Consider the following 21,215-nt stretch of genomic DNA (forward strand, 5'->3'; position numbering starts at 1 on the left):
GGACCAGTGACGCGGCTCTCACGGCAGTCCGGGAGAACTTGACAACCACCAGCTCGGGCCTATATTTAACGAGTACGTTAATTAACAGGATGGTGAAATGACGGACACGCTGAGCCGGACGTTCTCGGCCCTCGCCGACCCGACCCGGCGCGCCATCCTCGCGCGCCTGGCGGCGGGCGAAGCGACGGTGAACGAGCTCGCCGAGCCGTTCCCGATGAGCCTGCCCGCGGTCTCCCGGCACCTGAAGGTGCTCGAAGAGGCCGGGTTGATCACCCGCGGCCGCACCCGCCAGTGGCGGCCCTGCCGGCTGGAGGCGAAACCCCTGGAAGACGTCGCGGACTGGGTGGCGGCCTACCGCCGCTTCTGGGACGACGGGTTCGACCGCCTCGAGGAGCACCTGCGGACCCTGACCGGAGGCCCCGGCGATGCCTGACCTCACCATCACCCGCGTGTTCGACGCCCCGCGCGAACTCGTCTTCGCCGCGTGGACCGATCCCGACCAGCTGGCGAGCTGGCTGGGGCCGCGCGGCTACACCGGCTCCGCCGTCACCCTCGCCACCCGCCCCGGCGGCGCCTGGCGGGCGTGCATCCGCTCCCCCGGAGGCGACGAGCACTGGATGCACGGCGTCTACCGCGAGGTCGACGCCCCCGGGCGGCTGGTGTTCACCTTCGCCTGGGACACCGAAGGCGACCTGCGCACCGAGACCCTCGTGACGATCGATTTCGCCGACCTCGACGGCAAGACCGAGATGACCTTCGTCCAGACCGGCTTCCCGGCCGCCGCCGACCGCGACGACCACCACGGCGGCTGGAGCTCCTGCTTCGACGACCTGGCCGGCTTCATCCACCCCCCGACGAGAGGACACCCGATGACCGCGACCCGCCACGCCCTGCCCGAAATCGTCTCCGCCGAAGAGTGGCAGGCCGCGCGCGACGCGCTGCTCGTCAAGGAGAAGGAGCACATGAAGGCGGCCGACCACCTGGCCGCCGAACGCCGCCGGCTGCCGATGGTGCCCTTCACGAAGGCGTACGGGTTCGACGCGGCCGACGGGAAGAAGAGCCTGCTCGACCTGTTCGACGGCCGCCGCCAGCTGATCGTCTACCACTTCATGCTGCACCCGGGCGACGAAGCGGGCTGCCCCGGCTGTTCGCTGCTCGTGGACAACATGCCGCACCTGGCGCACCTGCACGCCCGGGACGTCACGCTCACGGTCGTCGCGCCCGCCACCCTCGCCGAGATCGAGCGGTACAAGACGCGGATGGGCTGGGACGTGCCGTGGGTGTCCGCGCACGGCAGCGACTTCACCGAGGACTGCGGTGTCGGCGCGGGCTTCGGGGTCAGCGTCTTCCTCCGCGACGGCGACGACGTCTACCGGACCTACTTCACCTCCGGCCGGGGCGGCGAGACGTTCCTGGCGTCGCACCGGTACCTCGACATCACGCCGCTGGGGCGCCAGGAGGCCTGGGAAGAGGAGAGCCGCGGCGACGACGCTCCCGGCTCGTGGTGGCGCCGTCACGACGAGTACTGATCGTCCACCTGGTCCACACTTCGCTGGACGGCTGCGTCGAGGGTCCGAGCGGTGAGCTCGACTGGCCGGCCATGGGCCCGGAGCTGTCCGGTTACTCGCAGGCGCGGAGCTGGCCGCCGAGCTGACCGCGCGGCCTGATCGACGAGTACCCGGTGTTCGTGCACCCGGTCGTCCTCGGCGGCGGCAAGCGCCGTTCGCCGAGGGCACCGCGCGGCTCGGCCTGGAACCGGCGGAGTCGCGCACGTTCGACGGCCGGGTCGTGCTGCTGCGCTTCCGGCGCGCGTGAGCGGCGGCGGGCCCGGGCGTGCCCCGGGCCCCGACGGCGTCAGCGCGCGTTGGCCGCCCGCAGCGCGATCCACTGCCGCATGGCGTACTCGACCAGCGTGATCAGCGTCTGCTTGGTCGACTCGCGGTCCCGCGCGTCACAGCGGACGATCGGGATGTTCGGGTCGATCGACAGCGCCTCGCGGACGTCGTTGATGTCGTGCTCCAGCACGCCGTCGAACGTGTTGACGCCGACGATGTACGGCAGCCCGCGGTCCTCGAAGAAGTCGATCGGGGCGAACGAGTCGGCCAGCCGGCGCGTGTCGGCCAGCACCACCGCGCCGATGGCGCCGCGGACCAGGTCGTCCCACATGAACCAGAACCGCTGCTGCCCGGGCGTGCCGAACAGGTACAGGATCAGGTCCGCGTCCAGCGACACCCGGCCGAAGTCCATCGCCACCGTGGTCGTCGACTTGTTCGGGGTGTGATCGAGGTTGTCGACGCCGACGCTGGCGTCGGTCATCATCGCCTCGGTGGTCAGCGGCACGATCTCCGACACCGACCCGACGAACGTCGTCTTCCCCGCGCCGAATCCGCCGGCCACCACGATCTTGGCGGAGGTCATGGTCGGGGGCGCGGTGTCCCGCGGTGCCTTAAAGCCGACGGAGTCCACTCAAAACCCTTTCCATCAACACCAGATGTGCCTCGGCGCCGTCATTGCCCGTTATCGTCTTGTGCACCGTGACCAGCCCGGCGTCCGCCGCGTCGCTGATCAGCACCCGGGCCACGCCCAAAGGCACCCGCAGCGCCGAAACGATCTCGGCGACCGAACGGGGGGTCCGGCACTCTTCCATGATCGAAATGCACTCGATCTGCTCCGCGGCCACTTCGGGGAAGCCACCGGTGGCAGCGTAGTCCTTCGCGGAGATCAGTGTCTCCAGCTCCAGGGCGTAGTTCGCCCGGGTGCGGCCGCCGGTCAGCGCGTAGGGCCGGACGATCGCCGTCAGCTCCTCGGGCGCGGGCGGCTGCTCGAACACCGCGGGCATGATGAACTCGCCGCTGGGCGGGCCCGGGTCGAACAGCCCGCCCGGTCTGGGGCTGTCCCCGTCGGTACTGCCGGGTGGCGAGACTAAAGAGGTCACACGATCTCCTTGGTCGGCCGACGGCGCGGGCGCCGGCGGATCCGCGGCCGCGTGCGCACCGGCGGCCGGGGGTTGCGGGGACTCCTTGCTCTTCTTGCGCTTCCGGCGGGCACGGGCGGAATCCAGCGTGAACCCGTTGAGGACGTCGGCGAACGTGCCGTCGTCCCCTCGCCCCGCGGGGTTGCGCCCCTCGGGTGGTTCGCCGTCGAATCCGGACCCCGTGCTCATCGCGCCATCATCCCACCGGTTCGCCGATCAGCGACCCCCCGGAGCCCTGAAGCTGAGCACGCAGCTCCGGGGTGAGGATCTGACCGACGCGGTCGACGAGCATCGTCATCTCGTAGGCGACCTGCCCGATGTCGCAGTTGGGGGCGGCGAGCACGGCGAGGCAGGACCCGTCGCTGATCGACATCAGCACCATGATCCCGAGCTCCATCTCGACGACGGTCTCGTTGACCGCGCCGGCTTCGAAGCAGCGGGCCGCGCCCTGCGTGAGGCTGACCAGGCCCGAAGCGACCGCGGCGAGCTGGTCGGCCCGGTCGAGCGGGAGCCGGTTCGACGCGGTCAGCAGCAACCCGTCCGCCGAGACGACCACGGCGTGGGCCACCCCGGGCACCCGCTCCGCGAAGTCGTTCACCAGCCAGCCGAACTGGTTCTGCGTCGGCTGAGCGCTACTCGGCGAGGTCATTCACCCTCCAAGGTCTCGTGGTTGGTCTCGGCCGCCTGCGCGGTGCGGTGGCGCCCGCGCTCGATGCCCTGCTGGAAACTCCGCAGGCGGCCGCGCACGTCGTGTGCGTCCCGTTGTGGTCGGGGGGCCGTGGCCCCGGTGGACGGTCCGACGCTGCCCGGAAGCAGCTGCTCCCCGCGACGGCGCCGGGGCAATCCTGCCGAAGTGAATGTGGAGGGTGTCGACTGGGACACCGCTTGCACCGCGCGCCAGCCGTCGTCGGTCCCGAAGTTCCACTCGGTGGTGGCCTCCACCGCGGTTTCTTCCCGCCGCGGAGCCGGGGTGCCGGGCGCCTTCCGGCTGGGCAGCGAAGCCGGCGGAGCGGCGGGACGGCCGTTGGCGATCGGCAGCTGCCCGGACTCCTGGAAGACGGCCGGCTCGGGCTCCGGGCGGCTCGGCTGCGGCGAGGGCACGGAACGCTTCGGGAGAGCGTTCGGCTTGGCGGCGGGCCGGCTGGGCAAGGTGCCCCGGTCCGCTGCCGGCGCGGCCGGCGGCGAGTCTTCGGCGGGCGGCTCGTGGTCCGGCTGCGAACCGGCGGCGAAGATGTCACCCTGCAGCTTCGGCTGTGAGGGGTCGTCGGACAGCTCGGGCTGCGGATCGGCCACGGGCGCAGGTTCCTGCTGGGCCGCCGCGGGCTGTGCGCCGCTCGGCTGCTGCGCTGTCCCGGGCTGCCCGAACAGCTCCGGCGTGGCCTGCGCCGCATCCGCACCCTGCCCGGCAGCATCCTGCGAACCGGCCTGCTGAGCCCCACCCGGCTGCCCGAACATCTCCGACGCGGCCTGCGCCGAATCCGCACCCTGCCCGGCCGGCCTTTGCGAACCGGCCTCCCGAGCCCCACCCGGCTGCCCGGTCGCCTCCGGCGTGCCTTGCGCCGGACCGGAACTCTGCCCGGCCGCCTCCGCCCCCTGCCGTGCCTCCGCGGCCTGCGCCGCCGCAGCAGCCTGCGCCGCCGCCGCGTCCTGGGCCGTGCCCAGGCCCTGCACCGCCGGCGTCCCCTGAGCCTGCTGCGCCGCGCGCTGCTGGGCCGCTCGGGGCCGCTGGGCTGCGGCCTGGCGGCGACCGCGGGTCACGCCCTGCTGGAAGCTGCTCAACCGCCCGCGGACCTCCGCCGGGTCGCGGACCGGGAGGTCCGGGGCCGGGGCGGGCTTCGGCAAGGCCGCGGGCGGGGTTGCGCTGCCCGGCAGCAGCTGCTCGCCGCGGCGGCGGCGCGGGAGGCCCGCCTCCGTGAACGCCGTCGGCTCCGCCTTCGTCCGCTCCTGGACCGTGCGGAAGTTCTCGTCGCTCGCGAAATCCCAGCTGCGGCGCTCCTCCGGCGGGACCTCCTGGGCCGCGGCCGGTTCCTCCTCGGCCGCCGGCTTGTCCTCGCGGAACCACGCCGACAGCATCTCGTCGAAGATCGGCGTCGTCTCGGAACGGTCCGGTGCGGCCGCCGGCGGGGGCGGCTCCGAGCCCGCCGTGGCCTCCTGCCACCAGTCGCTGAGCGTCGTCTCGTTGGCCGTGAACAGGTCCTTGCCCGCCGGCAGGTCGTCGCCCCGCGACGGCGGCTGCGGCAACGGCAGCACCGCCGGCACCTGCGGCAGGGCCGGGCGCTGCGGCGGGACGTCGTCGTCCTTCGCGATCGGGGCGAACAGCGCCGTGCCGGAAATCTCCAGGTCCGACGGCGGGCGCACGCCGGACAGCCCGGCGAGGTCGCTCGCCGACGGCCACCGCTCCTCGCCCATCGCCGGCTGCGGCGGCACCACCGGCCGCGGGCGGGCGTGGCCGTTGACCGGGCGGCGCGGCAGCCGGTTGCCCGCCGCCGGGCTCGCCGGGTGCTGCTGCAGGGCGCCGATCGGCCCGGTCGCCGGGCCGTCGGTCACCGGCATCACCAGGTCCGGCGGGACCACGACCGTGGCGCGGACGCCGACGATGTCCTTGCCACCGTGCAGCGACACCCCGATCCGGTGCCTGCTGGCCAGCCGCCCGACGACGAACAGGCCCATCCGGCGCGACGTCACCAGGTCGACCGACCCGGCCTCGGTCAGCCGGGTGTTCGCCTCGGCGACCTCGGCCTCGTTCATGCCGATGCCCTTGTCGAGGATGTCGATGTTGAGCGAGCCGTCCTCACCCATCCGCGAGGCCACGGTCACCGTGGTCTCCGGCGCGGAGAACGCCGTGGCGTTGTCCAGCAGCTCGGCGACCAGGCGCATCAGGTCGCTCGCGGCGTAGCCGACGATCCGGGCCGGAGGCGGCGGCTGCACCTGGACCCGCTGGTACTGCTCGATCTCCGACACCGCGGCCCGGAGCATGTCGGTGGTGCCGACCGGCTTCCCGGACCGGCGGCCCGGTTCGGCGCCCGAAAGCACCATCAGGTTCTCGTTGTTGCGCCGCATCCGGGTGGCGAGGTGGTCGAGCTGGAACAGCGTCGCCAGCTGGTCGGCGTCCTCCTCGTCCCGCTCGAGCTGCTCGATCAGCTGCAGCTGCCGCTGCACCAGGCTCTGGCTGCGCCGCGACAGGTTGACGAAGACGCTGCCGTAGCCGGTGCGCATCGCGGCCTGCTCGGTCGCCAGCCGCAGCGCCTGGTGGTGCACCTTGTCGAAGGCCCGCGCGACCTCGCCGACCTCGTCGTCGGTGTGCACCGGGACCGGCCGGACGTCGGTGCCCTGCGCACGGCCCTCCTGGATGTTGCGGACGGCCTCCGGCAACGCGGTCTCGGCGACGTCGAGCGCGCTGCGGCGCAGCACCTTCAGCGAGCGCAGCAGCTGGCGGGTGATGAGGAAGACGACCGCGACGGCCAGCACCATCGCGGCGAACAGCAGCACCGCGAGCAGGCCGGCGCCGCTGCTGGACTCGTCGACCAGCTCCGCCGACGTCTGCGCCGCCGACGCGCCGAGCCGTCCGGCGATCTGGCCGATCTGCGTGCGCATCGCCGCGGAGGCGGCGGCCCAGTCCGCGGCCGGCAGCGCGCGCAGGGCGTCGTCCACCGCGCCGCTCTGCGCGTTCAGCACCGTCTCGACCATCCGGGCCCGGCTCTGCGCCTGCGTGCCTTCGGCGATCGCCGCGAAGTCGCGCTGCAGCGTGTCGCCCGCCGCGGAACGGAAGTCGACGAGCCGGTCGGCGAGCCGCAGCTCGGCGGCGCGCAGGGTGGCCAGCTCGCTCGGCGTCAGCGACGCACGGCCGATGCCGTAGGAGACCATGGCCTGGCTGAGCGACACCTGCTCGCCGGCGACCAGCAGTTCGTGCAGCCCGGCGGGCGTGCCGCCGAGGGTGCCGTCGCCGGCGCCCGCGGTGGCCGCGGTGTCGAGGCTGATGAGCGACCCGGTGAGGGCGGAGTACGCCGTGATGGCCTGGCCCGGGTCGAGCTGACCGCCGTCGACCTGGCGGCGCAGGAAAGCGAGGTTGCCGACCTGCGCGGAGGCCGCACCCGCGGCCCCGGACACGCCGGGCTCGGCTTCGCCGGCGCGCGCCTGCTCCGCGGTGAACGGGCCGGTCGCGGCGTCGGTGGCCGTGCGCGCCGCAGCCAGCTCGGGAGTGCCGCCGACGGTGCCCTCCGTCAGCATCGCCGCGGTGACCGTGCGCTCCTGCTGGAGCGCGCCGGCGAGCTCGCGGATCCCGCCGCCGAGCGCGACGAGCCGGTCGAGCCGCTGGTACTCGTCCGAGCGGCCGACCTGCGCGGCGATCGTCGCGATGCCCAGCACCAGCGCGAGGACGATGGGCACGACCGTGACGGCCGACAGCTTGACGGGCAGGCTCCAGTCGCGCCACTGCACCAGCGCGCGCCACACGGCCTTCCCCTTTGACCGCCGGGGCGCTCGGCCGAGCAGTTCCCCGACGGGCACCTGACCTTCTCCTGCAACGGTCACGTGAGTGACTCCCTGTCCGGCGTCATGGATCCGCGTCGGCGGCGCGGCGTCCCGGCTCGCGGCGGGCCGCCGGACGGCCGTGCCGTCCCCGCCCTGCCGCTTCCCCGGCGCCCTCGCCCGGCCCCGGCTGCCCCGCCGTCCGCACGCCCGGCGCCGGGCAGGCACCGCGTCGCCGTCCCGTGCCCGGGTATCTGCACGTGCACGGCGCAAGTTGCGTTGTGCACGGTGATCGAGATCAACTTTATCGGTGCCAATCGATCGCTGCGGTCAGCTGGGCCAAAGAATCGTACCCCCGCCGCCTTCCGGGTCAATTGTGTTCCGGGTTCGGGCGCTGACCTGCGAAAAGTGCTTTCGCGATCGGGTGCGGGCCAGGACATTCCGCCTCATCGCCCCCTAAGAGGGAATTCCGGTTACCGGACGCGTGGGCCAGGAGCGTCCGGCGGTCACCCGATTAGCCCATGCAGCGTAGCAGCGTCCCTCGGACGATCTACACTGCGTACCACCAACGAGTGGGTCAAGCCTCAAGGTGTGCCCGATGTTGTGGCGTTGCCGGGCGCCAGTCCCCGACCTGGTGATTTCTTTCGGATCACCGCGCTGACCAGTGGATCTTCGTCGCCTTCCGGCCATCCGGGGGTCACCGCGCGCACTATCGCACCGCTCATTTTGCTACTTTCCGTGACTCTTCAGCGGAAGCGCGCTGATCCGTTAACCCGTTTGTCGCAGCTGACACCGGCCTCGACAACGTGCTGTCACAATTCTTTCGACATTACGGACGTTCCTCTCCGGCCCTTGTCACGGCCCCATTCGACGTGTTCGACGGGAAAACGAATACCGTCCGTGCGGACCGGCCGGAGCGTCCGGCCGCCTTCGGGTGCGGCCGGACGGCGTAGTTACGATGTGCCCTCGCAGTCCGCAAGGGCGGTCCGGCACCCTGCCCGCAGGCGGCCGGAGCCCGCCGCCACGGAGGCACCGCCGGAGGCACCATGTACGACGTAGCGCGGCCCGGTCCGGGCAACGCCCTCGAGGAGACGAGCCGGATACCGGCTCTGCCCGCCGGGGACCCCCCGGGCGCGACCCCGGCCCGCCGGCCCGCCGCCCCCACCGGCCCCGACTACCCCGCGATCCAGGCCAGCCCCGAGTTCGTCTCGCTGCGCCGCCGGTTCCGGGGGTTCGTCTTCCCGATGAGCTTCGCCTTCTTCGCCTGGTACATGACTTACGTGCTGCTGGCCGCCTACGCGCACGACTTCATGAGCCGCAAGGTGTTCGGCCAGGTCAACGTCGGCATCCTGCTCGGCCTCGGCCAGTTCGTCAGCACCGCGCTGGTCACCTGGCTCTACCTGCGCTACGCGCGCCGCCGGCTCGACCCCCGGGTCGCCGAGCTGCGCGCCCGTGCGGGCCTCGGGGAAGAGCAGCGCCGATGACCGCCCTCGCCGCGGACGGGCTGCCCGCCAGCGACCCGATCGTCAACACCGTGGTGTTCGGCCTGTTCGTGGCGATCACGCTGTACGTCGTCTACCGGGCGGGCAGCCGGAACTCCTCGACGTCGGACTACTACGCCGCGGGCAGCGCCTTCACCGGCCGCCAGAACGGCATCGCGCTCTCCGGGGACTTCCTGTCGGCCGCGTCGTTCCTCGGCATCGCCGGCGCGATCGCCGTCCACGGGTACGACGGCTTCCTCTACTCGATCGGCTTCCTGGTCGCGTGGCTGGTGGACCTGCTGCTCATCGCCGAGCTGATGCGCAACACCGGCCGGTTCACGATGGGCGACGTCGTCAGCTTCCGGATGAAGCAGCGCCCGGTCCGCGCCGCGGCGGCGACGTCGACCCTGGTGATCTCGCTGTTCTACATGCTGGCGCAGATGGCGGGCGCCGGCGGCCTGGTCGCCCTGCTGCTCGACATCCACACCCGGCTCGGGCAGGCGCTGGTGATCGGCGTGGTCGGCCTGGTCATGGTGCTGTACGTCCTGGTCGGCGGGATGAAGGGCACCACGTGGGTGCAGATCATCAAGGCCGCCGTGCTGATGCTGGCCGTGGTGCTGATGGCGGTCTTCCTGTTCGGCAAGTTCGGCTTCGACTTCTCGAACCTGCTTTCGGCCGCGACCGAGAAGAGCCCGCTGGGCGAGCACCTGCTGGAACCGGGCGGGTCCTACGGCAAGGACGACACCACCAAGCTCGACTTCGTGTCGCTCGCACTGGCCCTGGTGCTCGGCCTGTCTTCGCTGCCCCACCTGCTGATGCGGTTCTACACGGTGCCGAACTCGCTGGAAGCGCGCCGCTCGGTGGTCTGGGCGACGGTCTGCATGCTCATCTTCTACGTGTGCACGCTGGTGATCGGCTTCGGCGCGGCCGCGCTGGTCGGCGCGGACGAGATCAAGGGCGCCCCGGGCGGGGAGAACTCGGCGGCGCCGCTGCTGGCGCTGCACATCGGCGGGACGCTGCTGCTGGGCATCATCGCCGCGGTGGCGTTCGCGACGATCCTCGCGGTGGTGGCCGGGCTGACGATCACCGCGTCGGCGTCGTTCGCCCACGACGTGTACGCGAACATCTTCAAGCGCGGCAAGGCCGAACCGGCGGACGAGGTCCGGGTGGCGCGGCTGACCGCGATCGTGGTGGGCGCGCTGGCGATCGTCGGCGGGGTGCTGGTGAACGGGCAGAACGTCGCGTTCCTGGTGGCGCTGGCCTTCGCGGTCGCGGCGTCGGCGAACCTGTCCACGCTGCTGTACTCGTTGTTCTGGAAGCGGTTCAACACCACCGGCACGCTGTGGGGCATGTACGGCGGCCTGATCGCGTGCCTGCTCCTGGTGCTCTTCTCCCCGGTCGTCTCGGGGGCACCGGACGCGATCTTCCGGGGCGTCGACTTCGCCTGGTTCCCGCTGAAGAACCCGGGCCTGGTGTCGATCCCGTTCTCGTTCCTGTGCGGGTTCGCCGGAACGCTGCTGGGCCGGCCGAAGGCGGACGCCCGGAAGCAGGCGGAGATGGAAGTCCGCTCGATGACCGGCATCGGTAGCTGATCCCCCGGGCGGCCTGCGTCAGGCGCGCAGGCCGTCCAGGATCACGTCCAGCACGCGCTTGCCGTCTTCCGGGCTGCAGTTGCGCACGGCCATCCCGGCGCCGTGGCCGAGCCGGAGGACGTCCGCGCCGATGACGTCCGGCCGGACCAGCCCGGCCTCCTGCGCCGCATCGACGAGCACACCCGTCGCTTCGCGCAGCCGCTTCTGGCAGTACTGGAAGGTCTCCGAGCCGGAATCGATCGACTCCTTGAGGATCGTCGCCAGCTTGTGCCGCTCGACGACCCAGGTGACCTGGGCGCGCAGCCACGCTTCGAGGGCCTCCCACGGCGGCAGCTGCTCGTGCAGGACGAACGCGCGGTCGGCGAGCACCGCGATCTCTTCGCGGTAGACCGCTTCGAACAGCTTTTCCCGTGTCGGGAAGTGCCGGTACAGGGTGCCCGCGCCGACGCCGGCCTTCTTGGCGACGTCGTCCAGCGGTACGTCGGCGCCTTGCGCGGTGAAGAGGTCCTTCGCCGTCGCGACGATGCGTTCGTAGTTGCGCCGCGCGTCCGCGCGCATCGGGCGCTCCGAGCCCGCGTCGGGCATCCCGGCCTCCTCGCCACTAACCGGAGAGATTCTCCGAATTCACTTGCGCATCCGGAGACGCTCTCCATATTATCGGATCACAGCCAAGCGGAGAACATCTCCGCTTCTTCTTCCACTCCTCGGGGGAGTATCCCTTGTCCCAGCAAACGGTCGACCGTGCGCCCGCACCGGCTCGGCGCAGACGCAGCGGGCTGGTCCTCGCGATCATCCTGACCTGCCAGCTCATGCTCATCCTCGACGCCACCGTCATGAACGTCGCGCTCCCGCGCATCCAGTCCGACCTGGGCTTTTCCGCCACCGGCCTGGCCTGGGTGATGACGGCCTACAGCCTCGTCTTCGGCGGCCTGCTGCTGCTCGGCGGCCGGGCGGGCGACCTGTTCGGACGGCGGCGCATGTTCGTCGCGGGCACCGTCGTGTTCACGCTCGCGTCGCTGGCCGGCGGCCTCGCCGACTCGGCCGCGCTGCTCATCACCGCCCGCGTCGTGCAGGGGGTCGGCGCCGCCATGGCGGGCCCGAGCACCCTGGCGCTGGTCACGACGACCTTCACCGAGCCCAAGGCCCGCGTCCGGGCACTGGCGCTGTTCTCCGCGATGTCCAGCGGCGGCTTCGCGATCGGCCTGATCGTGGGCGGCCTGCTCACCGAATGGATCTCGTGGCGCGCCGCGCTGTTCATCAACGTCCCGTTCGGGCTGGCGATCGCCCTGCTCGCCCCGCGGTTCGTGGCCGAACCCGAACGCCGCCGGGCGCACCTGGACCTGCCCGGCGCGGTCACCGGCACCTTCGGCGTCGGCGCGCTCGTGTTCGCCTTCACCCACGCCGCGTCCGACGGCTGGGGCAACGCGGTGACGCTCGGTTCGCTCACCGCCGGCCTGGTGCTGCTCGCCGGGTTCGTCGCCATCGAAGCCCGCACCGCGCTGCCGCTGGTCCCGCTGCGGCTGTTCGCCGACCGCAACCGCAGCGCGGCCTACGTCAACTTCTTCCTCGGGCCGATGGCGATGATGTCGATGTTCTTCTTCCTCACCCAGTTCATGCAGGACATCCGGCACTTCGCCGCGCTCGCGACCGGGTTCGCCTTCCTCCCGATGGCGGCGCTGATCTTCACGATGAGCCGGCTCGTGCCGCGGCTGCTCCCCCGCTACGGGCCGAAGCCGCTGGCCGTCACCGGCTCGGTCCTGATGGTCACCGGCGTCGGCTGGCTCGCGCTGCTCACCACCGACAGCACGTACTTCCCGGCGCTTCTCGGGCCGCTGCTGCTGATGGGGCTCGGCGGCGGGCTGGCGTTCGCGCCGCTCAACGTGATCGTCATGGCCACCGTGCCGAGCGAGGACGCGGGCGCCGCGGGCGGGGTGCTGCAGACCATGCAGCAGGTCGGCAGCACCCTCGGGCTGGGCATCCTGGTCACGGTCTTCGGCTCGACGACCCGCACGGCGGCCGCGGCCGGCACCACCGGACCGCAGCTGACGGTCGACGGCATGACCGCGGCGTTCGCGACGGCCGCGGTGCTCGCGGCCTGCACGGTGCTGGTGGCGCTGACCTTCCGGCGTCAGGCCGCGGTCACAGCTTCTGCCCGGCCTTGACCTTGTGGGTCACCCGGCGCTCGACGAGGAACGAGACGAACGGGACGCAGCCGGCCAGCAGCACGAGGACGGTGCCCTTGATCGACCAGCGGGCCTTGATGGCCAGGTCGATGGTCAGCACCAGGTAAATCATGTAGAGGACGCCGTGGATCGGCGAGTAGACCGCGGACGGCGCCGGGTTGTCGAAGCCGTACCGGAGCACCATCACGAAGCAGAGGCCGAGCAGGCCGACACCGGTGACGTAGGCGGCGGTGCGGAACCGGACCAGCGGGCCGGCGAGCGGAACCGCGGTCTGGGCGCCTTCGGTGCTGGTGGTCATCGGGTCGTGGTCCTCACTCTGCGGCCTGCTCGTCGCGGGCGTTCAGCTCGCGCAGGTAACGGTTGTAGGCGGCCAGCTCCTCGTCCTCCTCCGTCGGCGCCGGCCCGGCGTCGGGGCGGGGACGGGGACGAGGGGCGGGCACGTCGGGCTGCACGTCGACGGGCGTTTCGGCGCCGGCTTCGGCGGCCTTCTGCCGGAGCTGGCGGATCCGCCAGAACATGAAGGCCGGGAAGAGCCCGAACAACGGCCACTGCAGGACGTAGCCGAGGTTCTGGAAGGTGCCGTTCGCCGACGTGAAGCGGTCCCACTGCCACCAGGCGAGCCCGCAGCAGACGAGCAAGCTCGCCAGGCAGGTCGCGACGATCGCGATCCGGCGTCCCCAGGGGGAAGCGGCCGGCGGGTGGGGGTCTGGCACGAAGTCGACGCTAGCACTGGCGAGCTGAAGGACGACGCGCGGTCGCGGACGGGGTGGCCGGGCTCTCAGCCCTGCTTCCGCACCGACTGGGCCGCCTTGGCGTACCCGTCCGCCAGGCCGAACACCTTCTGCGCGTACTCCGTCGAGTTGTTGTACGACAGGATCCCGGCCCACCACCCCGGCGGGCTCGCCATGTCGCGCCCGCCCGCGCACAGGTAACGGGCCGCGGCGAGGGCGGCGTCGTCGATCTGCTGGGGGTCGCCGAGGCCGTCACCGTTGCCGTCGGAAGCCCACTTGCGCCACGTGCCCGGGATGAACTGCATCGGGCCCACCGCGCGGTCCAGCCCGGCGTCGCCGTCGTAGCGGCCGCCGTCGGTGTCGCCGATCGCCTGGACGCCCGCGGAACCGTCGAGCGGGACGCCGATGATCGGCTTGGACGGCCGCCCGTCCGCACCGAGCACCGCGCCGGCGTACTGGCCGTGGTTGGACTCGATGCGGCCGATCCCGGCCAGGGTCGCCCACGAAACCTTGCAGCCCGGCTGGTTCGCCCGCATCGCCAGCTCGGCGTTGCCGTACGCCTGCAGCGCCCGCGCCGGGACGCCGGTGACCGCCGCGACCTGGCTCGCCCACTGCGAGAGCGTCGCCGGGCCCGTGTTCTGCGGGCGGGCCTGCTGGGGAGACGTCTGCTGCTCGGCCCCGCCCGCCACGGCGCCGCCGGCCGGGGCGACCGACCCCGGGCGGACGTCGGCCGCCTTGACCTGCAAGGCGGGGATTTCGGTGGTCGTCGGGCTCGCCTCCGGCGTCGCGGCGCGGGTGACGAGCCAGATCCCGCCGCCGGCCACGGCCAGCACGGCGAGGACCACGAGCAGCCAGGTGAGCACGGCGATACCCGGAGAGCGCGGTACCGGTGGGGCCGGGACGGCTTCCTCGGCGCTCGGGCCGATCGGGTCGTCCTCGGTCTTTCCGGTTCTGGTGCGCACGAAACTCCGGTCCTCCGGTGTGATGTCGACGAAGTGTCAACGAGCCCGCGCGGGTTGGCGTTACGCGGGTCGTCTCGATCGTCTCACCACACCGGGTCACCCGGCCGAGTGGAAAACGCTCTCGTCAGGCGGATTTCTGCTGCCGCGCGAGCCGCGCGACGCACCAGGCCGGGGCGCTGCCGCGGCGCAGGTGCTGCAGGACGGTCATCGGCCCGAGCCGCCGGCTCAGGTCGGACGGCGCGAGCCCGGCCGCCCGGTAGTCGAGGGCCCGCTGGTCGAGCGGGCTGAGGCCGGCGTCCCACCACTCCTCGGCCTCGGCGACGCCGCCGACCATCTGCCACCAGCCCGCGGCGGCCGTGAGGAGTTCTTCGGGCACCTCCGGCAGCCGGCGGCGCATCGCGTCGAGGTAGCCGGGATCGGCCGACTCGACGGGCACGAACCGCGACTGCCCGGTCCGGGCGCGCTGGCCGGGGATGCCCGGGGCCTGCGCGGGAGCGTCGGCCAGCCACGCGGAAGCGATGCGGTCGACCTCCTGCTCCTCCGGGGTCCGCTCGCGCTCGGCAGCCCACTGCCGGATCAGCGCGTCCACTCCGGGATCTCCGGTCATCCCTGCCTCCTTGTAGGTCCCCGACGGACAGGCCCTAACGCCTGTCCCAGCGGTGGTGCCGCACGCACCAACCTGCACCTTGCTGAGTGGAAATTGCCTGCGTACCGGGGTTCTCCGGGGGGATGGCGAACCACCCGATCACGCAATGTGAGCACCGTAGGGCCGGGGTGGTCGTCTTCGCCAGACCCCGGATGCCACGAATTCGCCGACCTGCGTGTTTTCGGCCGCAATCCACCCGGATGGTCGAGTGTCGAAGTCCGAAATCCGAGATTGGTGACACTGCGTGATTTACCGTCCGTTAACACGCACGGTAGTCACCGGCACCGCCCGTGGCGGCGCCGGTACGGAGGAGCACGAGATCACGAGAAGAGCGCCCGGAAGAACGTGACGATCGCTTCGGCGCCGTCCTTCAGCCAGCCGAGCACGCGGTGCACGAAGTCGGCGGACTGGGTGGGCTGGGTGATCAGGAGGAAGAGCACGAGCGCGACCACGCCCACGATGAGAATCTTCTTGACGCCGCCCGACATGCGTTTCCTCCCCGGCTCGCCGTCCCCGTCCCGGGAGTGGCCATCCCAATACTCTAGGGAAGGCGTGCGCGGAAGACACCTCGATCAACCCCACCCGATCGACCCGAGGAGCGGCGATGTCCGGGAACGTGCTGGTGCAGCGGGACGGCGCGGTGACGACGATCACTATCGACCGGCCGTCGGCGCGCAACGCCGTCGACGGGCCGACGGCGGTGGAGCTGGCCGATACCTTCCGCGCCTTCGACGCGGACCCGGACGCGGCCGTCGCGGTGCTGACCGGGTCCGGCGGCGCGTTCTGCGCGGGCGCCGACCTCAAAGCCGTCGGCACCGGCCGGATGAACCGGACTCACCCGGACGGGGACGGCCCGATGGGCCCCACCCGGATGACCCTCGGCAAACCGGTGATCGCGGCGGTCCACGGGCCGGCCGTCGCGGGCGGGCTCGAACTGGCGCTGTGGTGCGACCTGCGCGTCGCGGACACGACGGCGGTGTTCGGCGTCTTCTGCCGCCGCTGGGGCGTCCCGCTGATCGACGGCGGGACGGTGCGCCTGCCGCGCCTGATCGGCCAGTCGCGGGCGATGGACCTGATCCTGACGGGCCGGCCGGTCGACGCCGAGGAGGCGTTCTCGATCGGCTTGGCCAACCGGCTGGTGCCGGCGGGCGAGGCGGCGCCGGCGGCGCAGGAGCTGGCCCGGCAGCTCGCGGCGTTCCCGCAGGCGTGCCTGCGCGGCGACCGCCGTTCGGCACTGGCCCAGTGGGGCGAGTCCGAAGCGGACGCGCTGACGGCGGAGTTCGCCGCAGCGATGGGCACGGGCGTCCTGGCGGCCGAAGCGGTCGACGGCGCGGCCCGCTTCACGAGCGGCGAAGGCCGCCACGGCACGTTCACGTGACCCGCGGGGCATCACCCGTGTCCGGAGAGGCATCTCGCGTTACTGGAGAGGCATCTCGCGTGACTGGAGGGGCATCACGCTGATGCCCGCCTGATCACGCGAGATGCCCGCTCAGTCACGCGTGATGCCTCTTTGCGCACGTGATGGCTCGGGGTTACCGGGGGTGCTTCGACCGGGGGATGCGGTTCGCGGGCCGTCCCGGTTCCGGTCAAGCGGCCGATAAGGTCTCCGGATGCACGACGACGGCTCCGGAGTGGAGCTCCGGCCGGTGGCCGAGGGCGATCTCGACCTCCTGGAACGGCTGACCAACGATCCCGTCGCCGCCGGCGAACACCAGTGGTTCGGCTGGCACGACCCCGGTTACCTGCGCCGCCGCTGGCACGAGACCGGGATGCTCACCACCGACGGCGGCATGCTGGTGCCGACGCTCGGCGGGCGCGTGCTCGGCCTCGTCTCCTGGCACCGCACCCGCACCGGGCCGGCCTCCTTCTGCTGGAACATGGGCCTCGTGCTGGTCCCGGAAGCGCGCGGCCACGGCTACGGCACCGAGGCCCAGCGCCTGCTCGTCGAGTACCTCTTCGCCCACACCCAGCTCAACCGGGTCGAAGCGACGACCGAGGTCGGCAACCGCGCCGAACAGCGCGCCCTCGAGAAAGCCGGCTTCACCCGCGAAGGCGTCCTTCGCGGCTACGACTTCCGGGACGGCGAATGGCGCGACCACGTCGGCTATTCGGTCGTGCGCTCCGACCTGGCGAAAAGCTAGGCGATCGCGCCCGCCGAACGCAGGGCGCCGAGGTCCGTGACGCCCAGCTCGGCCAGCACGGCCTCGGTGTCGGAACCCTTGGCGTGCGGGGCTTCCGGCGTCTCCGGCGGGGTCCGGCCGAACCGCGGTGCCGGGGCCGGCTGGACCATGCCGCCGATGTCGACGAACGTGCCGCGCGCCGCGTTGTGCGGGTGCGACGCCGCTTCGGTGGGCGAGAGCACCGGCGTCAGGCACGCGTCGGTGCCTTCGGCGCGCGCCACGAGCTCGTCGCGGGTGTGCTTGGCGATCGCCCCCGCCACGATCTCGCGGAGCCGGGGCCACTGCGTCTTGTCGATGTGCAGCGGCAGCTCCGCCGGGTCCAGTTCGAGGACCTTGACCAGGTCGCCCCAGAACCGCATCTCGATCGCGCCGACGGCGACGTACTTGCCGTCCGCGGTTTCGTAGGTGTCGTAGAACGGGGCGCCGCCGTCGAGCATGTTGTCGCCGCGGTCGCCGCCCCAGAGCCCGGCCGCCGCCATGCCGTGCAGGCTGGTGGTGAGCAGGGCGGCGCCGTCGACCATCGACGCGTCGACGACCTGGCCGCGGCCCGAGGTGTTCCGTTCGTACAGCGCGGCCAGGATGCCCATCGCCAGCAGCAGCCCGCCGCCGCCGAAGTCGCCGACGAGGTTCAGCGGCGGCACCGGCCGCTCGCCCGCGCGTCCGATCGGCTCCAGCGCACCGGCGATGCCGATGTAGTTGATGTCGTGCCCGGCCGCCTTGGCCAGCGGCCCGTCCTGGCCCCAGCCGGTCATCCGGCCGTAGACCAGGCGCGGGTTGCGGGCGTGCACGACGTCGGGGCCGAGCCCGATCCGCTCGGCGACGCCCGGGCGGAAGCCCTCGATGAGGACGTCCGCGGTGTCGCACAGCTTCAGCACCAGCTCGACGCCTTCGGGCGTCTTCGTGTTGATGCCGACCGACCGGCGGCCGCGGGCCAGTGGGTCGGTCTGGATGCCGAGGACGTCCTCCCCCGGCTGCGCGCGGTCGACGCGGACGACGTCGGCGCCGAGGTCGGCGAGGACCATCGCGGCGAACGGCCCCGGCGCGAGACCGGCGAGTTCGACCACCTTCAGGCCGCTGAGCGGACCTGCTTTCATGACCGAGGTCCTTTCAGAGCGAGCGGGAGATGATTTCCTTCATGATCTCGCTGGTGCCGCCGAAGATCCGGGAGATCCGGACGTCGGCCCAGGCCCGCGCGATCGGGTACTCGGTCATGTAGCCGTAGCCGCCGAACAGCTGCACGCAGTCGTCGACCACCTTGTTGACGCGCTCGGTGGTCCACAGCTTCGCCATCGCCGCGCCCTGGACGTCGAGCTCGCCCTTGAGGTGCCGTTCGATGCACTGGTCGAGGAACGCCCGCGCCACCGCGGCTTCGGTCGCCGCCTCGGCGAGGGTGAACTTGGTGTTCTGGAACGAGAAGATCGGCCGGCCGAACGCCGTGCGCTCCTTGGTGTACTGCAGGGTGAGGTCGACCGCCGCCTCCAGCCCGGCCACCGCGGTGACGGCGATGATCAGCCGTTCCTGCGGCAGCTGCAGCATCAGCTGGACGAACCCCTGCCCTTCGGCGTCGCCGAGCAGGTTGCCGACGGGCACGCGGACGTCGTCGAAGAACAGCTCGGCGGTGTCCTGCCCCTTCATCCCGACCTTGTCGAGGACGCGCCCGCGGCGGAAACCCGGCGTGTCCGTCTCGACCACGACCAGCGAGACGCCCTGCGCACCGGCGTCCGGATCGGTCTTCACCGCGACGACGACGAGGTCGGCGTGGAACCCGTTGGTGATGAAGGTCTTCGCGCCGTTGATCACGTAGTGGTCGCCGTCGCGGACCGCGCGCGTCTTGATGCCCTGCAGGTCGGAGCCGGTGCCGGGTTCGGTCATCGCGATCGCGCCGACCATCTCCCCGCTGGCCAGCTTCGGCAGCCACTCGCGCTTCTTCTCTTCCGAGGCGTAGGCGAGCAGGTAGTGCGCAACAATTCCATTGTGGACGGTGACACCCCACGCGCTGTCGCCGGCGCGCGCCTGCTCCTCGTAGAGGACGGCTTCGTGGGCGAAGGTGCCGCCGCCCCCGCCGTACTCCTCGGGGATGGACAGGCACAGCAGGCCGACTTCGCCCGCCTTCGTCCACAGCTCGCGGTCGGCCTTCTTCTCCGCCGCCCAGCGTTCCTGGTGCGGGACGGCTTCCTTCTGCAGGAACGAGCGCGCGAGCTCGCGGAGGTCATCGAGCTCGGTCGTGCTCCACGAGCTCTTCGGCAGTTGCAGTGGCACGGGACCCTCCTGCTGGAAAACATTCCGATCAGCATGTAAGTTCTGATCGGAATGTACATCCGTCCCGCCTGTAGGTAAAGCAGGGAGGCCGCGGTGACCGAGGCGACGCACCGGACCCAGGCGCAGCGGCGCGAACAGACCCGCACGGCGCTGCTCGACGCCACCATCGACTGCCTGGTCGAGGTGGGCTACGCGCGCACGTCGGTCCAGGAGATCTGCGCTCGCGCGGGCGTGTCGAAGGGCGCGGTGCAGCACCACTTCACCGCGAAGGCCGAGCTGATGGCGGCCGCGGTCGAGCACCTGACGACAAAGCTGCGGCGACGGCTCGCGCAGTCACTGGACGAGCTGCCCAGCGGCGGCACCGGCGTCGCTGCGGCGATCGACCTGCTGTGGGCCGGCTACTCCGGCACGCTCTCCACCGCCGTCACCGAGCTCTGGGTCGCCGCCCGTACCGACCCCGAGCTGCGCGCGGCCATCCGCCCGGTCGACCGCGCGCTCGGCCGCGCCACGCTCGAGCACGTCACCCAGGTCGCCGGCGAGCTCCCGCCGGAACGCGCGGAAATGCTGTTCTGGCTCACCGTGAACCTCACCCGCGGGCTGGCGCTGGACGCCGAGCTCGGCGGCGACCCGAACCGGCGGCGGCAGCTGCTGGAAGAGTGGAAGCGCATCGCCGTCCTGCTCTACCAGGACGCCACCACTGCGCCGAGCTGACCAGCGCGGCCCCGCCAGGGCGCTTTGCCCCTTATCCCGCAGGCGGATTTCGTGGTCCAATCCCCTCCGAACGAGGGGAGTACCGATGACCGCCGCCCCGTACCCGTACCCCTACGGCCCGCCTCCCGCACAGCCGCCCGCCGACCCGGGCGCCGTCTTCCGGCTGTTCGCCGGCATCCTCGGCGTCCTCGCCGCGGTGCTGGTGATCGCCGGGTCGTTCCTGCCGCAGACGTCGTTCGAGCAGGTGGTGAACGGCAAGACCGAGGGCAGCCAGACGATCAGCGCCTGGTCGCGCTCGTTCGCCGTCGAGCCCGGCGAGGAGGCGAAGAAGTTCTACGAGCAGACCCACGTCGCCCGGTACGGCATCCCGCTCACGGCCGGCGCGGTCGTGCTGCTGGCCGGGGCCGGGCTGGCGTTCGCCGGCGCGCGCCGGTCGGCGGGTCCCGGCCTGCGCTCGGGCGCGCGGACGGCCTTGGTGGCGGGAGCCGCCGGGGTGACCGCGGCGGTGTGGATGCTCGGCATGGACGTCTCGGCGACCTTGAGCTACGAGTCCGACGAGGGGACGGTCAAGTCGCACTACGCGACCGGGATCGGGTTCTGGTTGCTGGTCGGGGGCGGGATCGTCGCCCTGCTGGCACTGGTGTCCGCGGCGCTGGCCGGCCGAGAGGCCCGCGCGGCGGCTCCGGCCGGGCCACCACCCGGGCCGTACCAGCAGCAGCCGCGGCCGTACCCGGTGCCGCCGCAGCAGTTCGCGCAGCCTCATCCGGGATATCCGGCGTCGCAGCCGTTCCCCGCGCAGGCCCCACCGCCGCAGACCGGCCCGCAGCCGCCCTCGTACGGCGGTCCGGCGTCGCAGCCGTTCCCGGCGCAGCAGCCCGACGATCCCTACGGCGGCGTCACGCAGGCCCAGCCGCACCCGACCCAGCAGGAACCGACCGAGCCGAACTACCAGCTCCCGCCCCTGCGGCCACCCAATACGTGAAACTTATTCATATCAAGCTGGACATCTGACGTACCGACGGTATGGTT

General features: G+C 72.0%; 21 protein-coding genes and 1 pseudogene. 10 read left to right on the forward strand and 12 right to left on the reverse strand.

The window, feature by feature from the left end:
* The first annotated feature begins 97 nt into the window (after positions 1–97).
* From Q5425_RS00675 to Q5425_RS00685, 3 genes and pseudogenes are all read left to right on the forward strand, one after another.
* Positions 98–433, forward strand: coding sequence for a metalloregulator ArsR/SmtB family transcription factor (locus tag Q5425_RS00675; protein ID WP_308670052.1), 336 nt, complete (start codon positions 98–100; stop codon positions 431–433).
* Positions 426–827, forward strand: a pseudogene (locus Q5425_RS00680) (SRPBCC domain-containing protein); the annotation flags it as partial. The gene Q5425_RS00675 and the pseudogene Q5425_RS00680, both read left to right, overlap by 8 nt.
* Before the next feature lie 42 nt (positions 828–869).
* Entirely contained in the window at positions 870–1,529 is a 660-nt protein-coding gene (locus Q5425_RS00685) for a DUF899 domain-containing protein (RefSeq protein ID WP_308670282.1), read from the forward strand.
* Positions 1,530–1,854: 325 nt separating this feature from the next.
* Here Q5425_RS00685 and Q5425_RS00690 read toward each other — a convergent pair whose 3' ends face one another.
* Genes Q5425_RS00690 through Q5425_RS00705 form a run of 4 tightly spaced genes read right to left on the reverse strand, consistent with a single transcriptional unit; the run spans position 1,855 to position 7,480 of the window.
* Positions 1,855–2,418 (reverse strand): ATP/GTP-binding protein, encoded by a 564-nt coding sequence (locus Q5425_RS00690; protein ID WP_013224365.1) that lies wholly within the window; start codon positions 2,416–2,418, stop codon positions 1,855–1,857.
* Positions 2,419–2,446: 28 nt separating this feature from the next.
* The gene (locus Q5425_RS00695) at positions 2,447–3,163 is read right to left on the reverse strand and encodes a DUF742 domain-containing protein (RefSeq protein WP_308670053.1); all 717 of its coding nucleotides are present in this window, start codon (positions 3,161–3,163) and stop codon (positions 2,447–2,449) included.
* Between the two features lie 7 nt (positions 3,164–3,170).
* Entirely contained in the window at positions 3,171–3,623 is a 453-nt protein-coding gene (locus Q5425_RS00700) for a roadblock/LC7 domain-containing protein (protein ID WP_004561253.1), read from the reverse strand.
* Entirely contained in the window at positions 3,620–7,480 is a 3,861-nt protein-coding gene (locus Q5425_RS00705; protein ID WP_308670283.1) for a nitrate- and nitrite sensing domain-containing protein, read from the reverse strand. Before Q5425_RS00705 ends, Q5425_RS00700 begins: the two co-directional genes overlap by 4 nt.
* Before the next feature lie 1,007 nt (positions 7,481–8,487).
* Between Q5425_RS00705 and Q5425_RS00710 the strand changes: the two genes are divergently transcribed.
* The gene (locus tag Q5425_RS00710) at positions 8,488–8,925 is read left to right on the forward strand and encodes a DUF485 domain-containing protein (RefSeq protein ID WP_308670054.1); all 438 of its coding nucleotides are present in this window, start codon (positions 8,488–8,490) and stop codon (positions 8,923–8,925) included.
* Positions 8,922–10,514 carry a cation acetate symporter gene (locus tag Q5425_RS00715; RefSeq protein WP_308670055.1) on the forward strand — a complete coding sequence of 531 codons (1,593 nt, stop codon included), beginning with the start codon at positions 8,922–8,924 and terminating at the stop codon, positions 10,512–10,514. The genes Q5425_RS00710 and Q5425_RS00715 overlap by 4 nt, the downstream gene beginning before the upstream one ends.
* A gap of 18 nt (positions 10,515–10,532) precedes the next feature.
* Here the strand turns inward: Q5425_RS00715 and Q5425_RS00720 are convergent, their stop codons facing one another.
* Positions 10,533–11,099, reverse strand: a complete 567-nt coding sequence (locus Q5425_RS00720) for a TetR/AcrR family transcriptional regulator (protein ID WP_308670056.1) — start codon at positions 11,097–11,099, stop codon at positions 10,533–10,535.
* A gap of 134 nt (positions 11,100–11,233) precedes the next feature.
* Here Q5425_RS00720 and Q5425_RS00725 point away from each other — a divergent pair, with 134 nt between their 5' ends.
* Positions 11,234–12,676, forward strand: a complete 1,443-nt coding sequence (locus tag Q5425_RS00725; RefSeq protein ID WP_308670057.1) for an MFS transporter — start codon at positions 11,234–11,236, stop codon at positions 12,674–12,676.
* On the opposite strand, the gene Q5425_RS00730 is transcribed toward Q5425_RS00725, so the two are convergent.
* From Q5425_RS00730 to Q5425_RS00750, 5 genes are all read right to left on the reverse strand, one after another.
* On the reverse strand, positions 12,654–12,995 hold the full coding sequence (locus tag Q5425_RS00730) for a DUF3817 domain-containing protein (protein ID WP_308670058.1): 342 nt from the start codon (positions 12,993–12,995) through the stop codon (positions 12,654–12,656). The genes Q5425_RS00725 and Q5425_RS00730 overlap by 23 nt on opposite strands.
* Before the next feature lie 13 nt (positions 12,996–13,008).
* Positions 13,009–13,410 carry a hypothetical protein gene (locus Q5425_RS00735; protein ID WP_396135114.1) on the reverse strand — a complete coding sequence of 134 codons (402 nt, stop codon included), beginning with the start codon at positions 13,408–13,410 and terminating at the stop codon, positions 13,009–13,011.
* A 65-nt stretch (positions 13,411–13,475) separates the two neighbouring features.
* Positions 13,476–14,390 (reverse strand): lytic murein transglycosylase, encoded by a 915-nt coding sequence (locus Q5425_RS00740; RefSeq protein WP_308670059.1) that lies wholly within the window; start codon positions 14,388–14,390, stop codon positions 13,476–13,478.
* Between the two features lie 124 nt (positions 14,391–14,514).
* Complete coding sequence (locus Q5425_RS00745; RefSeq protein ID WP_308670060.1) at positions 14,515–14,997, reverse strand: helix-turn-helix transcriptional regulator; 483 nt, start codon at positions 14,995–14,997, stop codon at positions 14,515–14,517.
* Positions 14,998–15,356: 359 nt separating this feature from the next.
* Positions 15,357–15,524: a hypothetical protein gene (locus Q5425_RS00750; RefSeq protein ID WP_014466828.1), complete on the reverse strand. Its 168-nt coding sequence runs from the start codon at positions 15,522–15,524 to the stop codon at positions 15,357–15,359.
* A 116-nt stretch (positions 15,525–15,640) separates the two neighbouring features.
* Between Q5425_RS00750 and Q5425_RS00755 the strand changes: the two genes are divergently transcribed.
* Both Q5425_RS00755 and Q5425_RS00760 read left to right on the forward strand, forming a co-directional pair.
* A complete protein-coding gene (locus tag Q5425_RS00755) occupies positions 15,641–16,414 on the forward strand; it encodes a crotonase/enoyl-CoA hydratase family protein (RefSeq protein ID WP_308670061.1) in 774 nt (257 codons plus the stop codon).
* A gap of 232 nt (positions 16,415–16,646) precedes the next feature.
* Positions 16,647–17,177 (forward strand): GNAT family protein, encoded by a 531-nt coding sequence (locus Q5425_RS00760; RefSeq protein ID WP_308670062.1) that lies wholly within the window; start codon positions 16,647–16,649, stop codon positions 17,175–17,177.
* Here the strand turns inward: Q5425_RS00760 and Q5425_RS00765 are convergent.
* Both Q5425_RS00765 and Q5425_RS00770 read right to left on the reverse strand, forming a co-directional pair.
* On the reverse strand, positions 17,174–18,310 hold the full coding sequence (locus Q5425_RS00765; RefSeq protein WP_308670063.1) for a CaiB/BaiF CoA-transferase family protein: 1,137 nt from the start codon (positions 18,308–18,310) through the stop codon (positions 17,174–17,176). The genes Q5425_RS00760 and Q5425_RS00765 overlap by 4 nt on opposite strands.
* A gap of 13 nt (positions 18,311–18,323) precedes the next feature.
* Positions 18,324–19,475, reverse strand: coding sequence for an acyl-CoA dehydrogenase family protein (locus Q5425_RS00770; protein WP_308670064.1), 1,152 nt, complete (start codon positions 19,473–19,475; stop codon positions 18,324–18,326).
* Between the two features lie 93 nt (positions 19,476–19,568).
* Between Q5425_RS00770 and Q5425_RS00775 the strand changes: the two genes are divergently transcribed.
* Positions 19,569–20,186: a TetR/AcrR family transcriptional regulator gene (locus Q5425_RS00775; protein ID WP_308670065.1), complete on the forward strand. Its 618-nt coding sequence runs from the start codon at positions 19,569–19,571 to the stop codon at positions 20,184–20,186.
* An 85-nt stretch (positions 20,187–20,271) separates the two neighbouring features.
* Entirely contained in the window at positions 20,272–21,168 is an 897-nt protein-coding gene (locus Q5425_RS00780) for a hypothetical protein (protein WP_308670066.1), read from the forward strand.
* Positions 21,169–21,215 lie beyond the last annotated feature (47 nt).

Origin of the sequence: Amycolatopsis sp. A133 (assembly GCF_031082405.1) — a bacterium.
GTDB lineage: Bacteria > Actinomycetota > Actinomycetes > Mycobacteriales > Pseudonocardiaceae > Amycolatopsis.